This is a genomic window from Candidatus Ruminimicrobium bovinum (assembly GCF_902760015.1).
In the GTDB taxonomy this organism is placed as follows: Bacteria; Elusimicrobiota; Endomicrobiia; order Endomicrobiales; family Endomicrobiaceae; genus Ruminimicrobium; species Ruminimicrobium bovinum.
The window spans coordinates 1-5,088 of record NZ_CACWEU010000009.1; the positions used below are offsets into that span (position 1 = coordinate 1).

Below are 5,088 nucleotides of genomic sequence, written 5' to 3' on the forward strand. Positions count from 1 at the left end.
CAGACATCTTAACATTAATAACAGATTGTTTTCACCTATGGAATTTTTTTACCTTTCAAAAACGGCAAAATGTATTTAACCCTAACACTTGCAACATCCAATTGTGAAATTTTTGTGAAAGATTAAAAAAATCGCTTTGCAATTTTTTAGCAGAGAACCTGAAAAGTTTAACGACAAACAACAACGGCAGATTCCTCATATGCTAAAGCAGATTCGGAAAGGCAAAAAAAAGAAAAAACTCGGACAAACTAAAGATTTATTTTTCTTTACTTCCAATCTTCAAAAATCGTAAAGTTATTTTTATTTAAACAGCTTGCCGATACCGAGTCTTATTAAGTCACTGTAGGTAGCAAAAATAAAAATAAGAAGTATCAAAGAAAGCCCGATAGTGTTATAAACCTGAATTACTTTCATACTTATGGTTTTTCTGATAATTCCTTCAACAAAGTAAAGCACAATCATCCCGCCGTCAACAAGAGGAATAGGAAGTAAATTAAATAAACCGAGTGCCACCGAAATTACGGCAAGCAATCTAAAATAATTGCCGAAACCCGAATTTGCCGATTTTGCCATAACCTGAATTACACCTATAGGGCCTGCAATTTCGGGTTTTTCCCATGTGACAAGTTTATCCCATAAATAAGCCAATGTAAATGTTGATTGATAAACGGCTGTATCAAAACCTAAATATAATGCTTTAAATACGGAAGTTTTTTCCGTTGTTATTTTAGGTTGAATACCCAACATTCCGCCGCCTGTAGTAGGATTTTCATCCATAACCAAAGAAAATTTCATTTCGTTACCGTTTCTTAAAATTGTAATTTCGGTTTGCTGTTTTGCCTTATCTTTTAAAGTTGAAGTAAGTTCGTTCCAATTATTTATATTAACACCGTTTATTGAAACAATTTTATCATTAAGCATTAAACCGGCTTGTTTTGCACAAGAAGTATCAAGCATATTACCTATAACGGCTTCGGTTGAAACTGTTTGCACACCCCAAATTGAAAAGACAAACCAAAACAATATAACGGCTAAAACATAATTGGTAAAAGGACCCATAAACGCTATTATTGCCTTTTTATACCATTTTAAATACAAAAAGTCGCCCTCTTTCGGAACGGGTTGTTCTTTATTGTCTTTGTTTGCTTCGGAATATTCACCTGCCATTTCAACAAGCCCACCTAAAGGAAAAAGACAAACGGAATATCTTGTTTCCCCTTTGGTCCAACCGTAAATTTCAGGACCGAACCCCAAAGCAAATTTTAAAATTCGCACACCGTAATATTTTGCAGTTAAAAAATGTCCGAGTTCATGCAAAAACACTAAAAGACCTAATCCGAATACAACTGCAATAATTTGTATCAACACCGAAAATGTTCCCGAAAAAAAAGCCATTATATTTCTCCGATTTTTTGTTTTATAATTTTTAAGGCATCCTGCCTTGCTTTGTTATCCGCTTCAATATATTTATTTATATTTTTTGTTTTAATTATTTTATGTTTATCAGTAACCTGCTTAACTATTTTAGGTATATCGCAAAATGTTATTTTACCGCCTAAAAAATATTTAACTGCCGTTTCGTTTGCGGCATTCATAACAGCCGGCATTGTCCAACCTTTTTTTGCACAACTATATGCAATTTTTAAACATTCGAATTTATTAAAATCCGGCTTATAAAATTCCAATTTTGCAACTTCGGTTAAATTAAGCGGTTTTATGTAACAATCTGTTCTTTCCGGATAAGAAAGTGCATATTGAATAGGTAACCGCATATCCGGGTTTGACATTTGTGCCATAACACAACCGTCACTAAATTCAACCATTGAATGAATTATCGACTGCGGATGAATAACTATATCAATTTTATCTACAGGTATACCAAAAAGGACCGAAGCTTCTATTGCTTCAAGCCCTTTATTCATTAAAGTGGCGGAATCTATTGTAATTTTTCTGCCCATTTTCCATGTAGGGTGTGCAAGTGCCTGCTCAACCGTAATATTGTTTAAATTACCTTTATATTTATAAAAAGGTCCGCCGGAAGCGGTTAAAATTATTCTTTTTATAAACTTCTTTTTTTCCTGTCCGATACATTGAAAAATGGCGGAATGTTCACTGTCAACGGGAAGAATTTTAACTTTTTTCTGTTCCGCTTTTTTCATTATAATGCTGCCTGCCGCTACAAGTGCTTCTTTATTTGCAAGTGCAACATTTTTCCCGCTGTCAATTGCAGCAAGTAAAGGTTCCAAACAGGCAAACCCTACAACCGCAAATAAAACTGTATCCACTTCTTTTATTGAAGCAACATGTTTTAAACCTTCAATACCGTAAACGACCTTTATTTTTAATTTATTATTTCTGCACCATATCAACAATTTTTCGGCATCTTCTTTTGTAGCAACTGAAACAATTGAAGGTTTAAATTGTTTTATTTGTTTTTTAAGCAAAGTGATGTTTGAATTAACGGAAAGTCCGCAAACTTTAAATTTATCTTTTGTTTTAGCTACTATATCAAGTGCCTGTATTCCTATGGAACCTGATGAACCTAATATTGCAATATTTTTCATTAAAATTAACCTTTTTTATTTTAGATTTGTTGATTATACCATTTAAAAAATTGCTATGCAATTTTCAAATTATTGTTATGTTTTTTTATACTCATTGTTATAATAAGCGCAACTGTTGCCAAAGATATAAGAACAATAAAAGGCAACACATATCCGCCGGAAAGCGCCAAAAGATAACTTTCTACCGATGCTATAAGTGATGCCAATAACAAATTCAAATTAAATACGGAATAATTTAAATTGTAATTTTTTTTACCGAAAAAATCTGCAATAAATGCTGCCGATATCGTGGGGCAACAACCGAAAGACAACCCTACAATACATAGCCCCGCAACACATAACGATACGGAAGAATTTATTACAGCCGTTAATATAACAACTCCTGCAACAATCGTTAAAACATCGGCATATATCATCGTTTTTTTACAACCGAATTTATCAAATATTAAACCGCAAATAATTCTTCCAAGTCCGTTACAAACGGATAAAACTCCAACCATTGCCACGGCTAATGTTTCGGCAAGTCCGCTTGCAAGAGATATATCTTTTGCAATGGAAATTACCGTATTTCCGCAAGCAGCCAAAAAAGTTATAACCGCCAATGCCTTCCAAAAATTTACACTTTTAAGCATTTCTTTCAATGTATAATCTTTTGTTTGCACTAAACCGTTATTTGAATTTTTGCCGTTATCGTCCGAAATAAAAGTTTTTAGTATTATTGCACAGGCAAACAAAACTATAAACAATGCAATACCTATTGACAAATATGTGTTTCTCCAACCGAAATTTGCCGCTGCCATTGTTTTGGCAGCTATTGTTCCGATAACCAAAGAAGATGCCCCGTAACCCATAAGAAGAACACCCGACGAAAAACCTTTTTTATCTAAAAACCATTGGTTTACCGTTGAAATTATATTGTTATATGCAATACCGATACCAAGCCCGCAAATTATGCCGTAACACAAATATAACATTGATATACTGCTACCGGAAAGAAAAGATGTTAAAATAAATCCTAAACCTGAAAGAAAAGCGGAAATTATTAATGTAGTTCTTAAGCCGATTTTCCTGTTCAATAAACTGCCCAAAATTCCGCCTAAGCAGAAAAAGCTCATTGTAAGTGTAAAGTTTACCGTAAGTTGAGGAACAGTCCAACCGAAATTTTGTGCCAACGGAACTTTTAAAATAGACCAGGCATAAACAGTCCCGGCAAATAAAAGTGCTATTGTTCCGACAATCAAATACAAATATCTTTTTGTATTATTCATTTATTACCGCCTTTTCATCATAAATTTATACATAAAATTATAGAATAATAAATTAATATTATCAATTTTTGTTATAATGTTAGGTATGTATGAAAAAATAAGACAAGATTTATTGAATTTACAGGATAAAAAGTACCAACAATTCCACCGTTCATTATGTCCGGGAACAAATAATATTATAGGTGTGCGAATTCCCGTATTAAGAGCTTATGCCAAAAAACTTTCAAAACAAGAAAATTTTAAAGAATATATTTCTTTTAATGAAACTGTTTATTACGAAGAAATAATGTTGCAAGGTATGCTTATAGGTTTTATAAAAAACGCCGATATAACGGAGCTTTTACCGATAATAAAAAACTTTATTTTAAAAATAGACAATTGGGCGGTATGCGATATTTTTTGTTCCGGTTTAAAAACAGTAAACAAAAACAAAGAAACGGTTTGGAAGTTTATACGGAAATATTTAAAATCAAAAAAAGAGTTTGAATTGCGGTTTGCAATAGTTATGATGTTAGACTATTTTATAGATGAAAAATATATAAAAGATGTGCTAAATATTTTTGATACCGTTAAACATAACGGCTATTATGTTAAAATGGCTGTTGCTTGGGCAATATCGGCAGCTTTTGTTAAATTTCCGCAAATAACAATGATATATCTTAAAAAAAGCAATCTTGATATTTGGACTTATAACAAAACTCTTCAAAAAATTACGGAATCGCTGAGAGTTTCTCCAAAAACAAAAGAAATCATTAAAAAAATGAAGCGGTAATTTTTTAGTTGCTATTTTCTTACATAAATAAGGTTTGCAACCGCACCGTCCAATGCGATTTGTGTTTCGTTAACTTTTACAATGTATGTAGGAAATTTTTGATGTAATTTTAATTTTGTTCCGGGCACCATACCGAGTGACAATAACTTATGCATATAATCGTGGTTTGTTGTAACAATATAAGAAAGTGTTACTTCATCTGCAATATCTATTTTTGATAACGGAACAACAATGGATTCTATTTTGCTGCTTGAATTTTTGCAACAGTTTCCTTCGGGTATCGGGTTTCCGTGCGGACATTGTTTCGGGTGTCCGAGTAATGTACAAATAGAGTCCGCCAAATCGGTAGAGAGATTATGTTCCAAATCACAAGCAATTTTTTCTATATCCTGTCTGTTAAAATCCAAAACATCGGCAAGTAATCTTTCTGTAAGGCGGTGCCTTCTTGTAAGTTGTTTACCTAAATCTTCACCTTCATCGGTTA

5 protein-coding genes are annotated in these 5,088 nt (G+C 32.7%); 1 reads left to right on the forward strand and 4 read right to left on the reverse strand.

Annotation, left to right across the window (positions count from 1 at the left end; genetic code table 11):
• Positions 1–300: 300 nt before the first annotated feature.
• The 3 genes from rseP to ACMUOV_RS00275 are packed head-to-tail and all read right to left on the reverse strand — an operon-like array spanning position 301 to position 3,832.
• Positions 301–1,395: an RIP metalloprotease RseP gene (gene rseP / locus ACMUOV_RS00265; RefSeq protein WP_413852645.1), complete on the reverse strand. Its 1,095-nt coding sequence runs from the start codon at positions 1,393–1,395 to the stop codon at positions 301–303.
• A complete protein-coding gene (locus tag ACMUOV_RS00270) occupies positions 1,395–2,564 on the reverse strand; it encodes a 1-deoxy-D-xylulose-5-phosphate reductoisomerase (RefSeq protein ID WP_413852647.1) in 1,170 nt (389 codons plus the stop codon). The genes rseP and ACMUOV_RS00270 overlap by 1 nt, the downstream gene beginning before the upstream one ends.
• A gap of 53 nt (positions 2,565–2,617) precedes the next feature.
• Positions 2,618–3,832, reverse strand: a complete 1,215-nt coding sequence (locus tag ACMUOV_RS00275) for an MFS transporter (RefSeq protein WP_413852649.1) — start codon at positions 3,830–3,832, stop codon at positions 2,618–2,620.
• Positions 3,833–3,917: 85 nt separating this feature from the next.
• Between ACMUOV_RS00275 and ACMUOV_RS00280 the strand changes: the two genes are divergently transcribed.
• Entirely contained in the window at positions 3,918–4,604 is a 687-nt protein-coding gene (locus ACMUOV_RS00280; protein ID WP_413852651.1) for a DNA alkylation repair protein, read from the forward strand.
• Positions 4,605–4,615: 11 nt separating this feature from the next.
• On the opposite strand, the gene ACMUOV_RS00285 is transcribed toward ACMUOV_RS00280, so the two are convergent.
• The coding region (locus ACMUOV_RS00285; RefSeq protein WP_413852653.1) for a metal-dependent transcriptional regulator at positions 4,616–5,088 on the reverse strand (473 nt) is incomplete at its 5' end.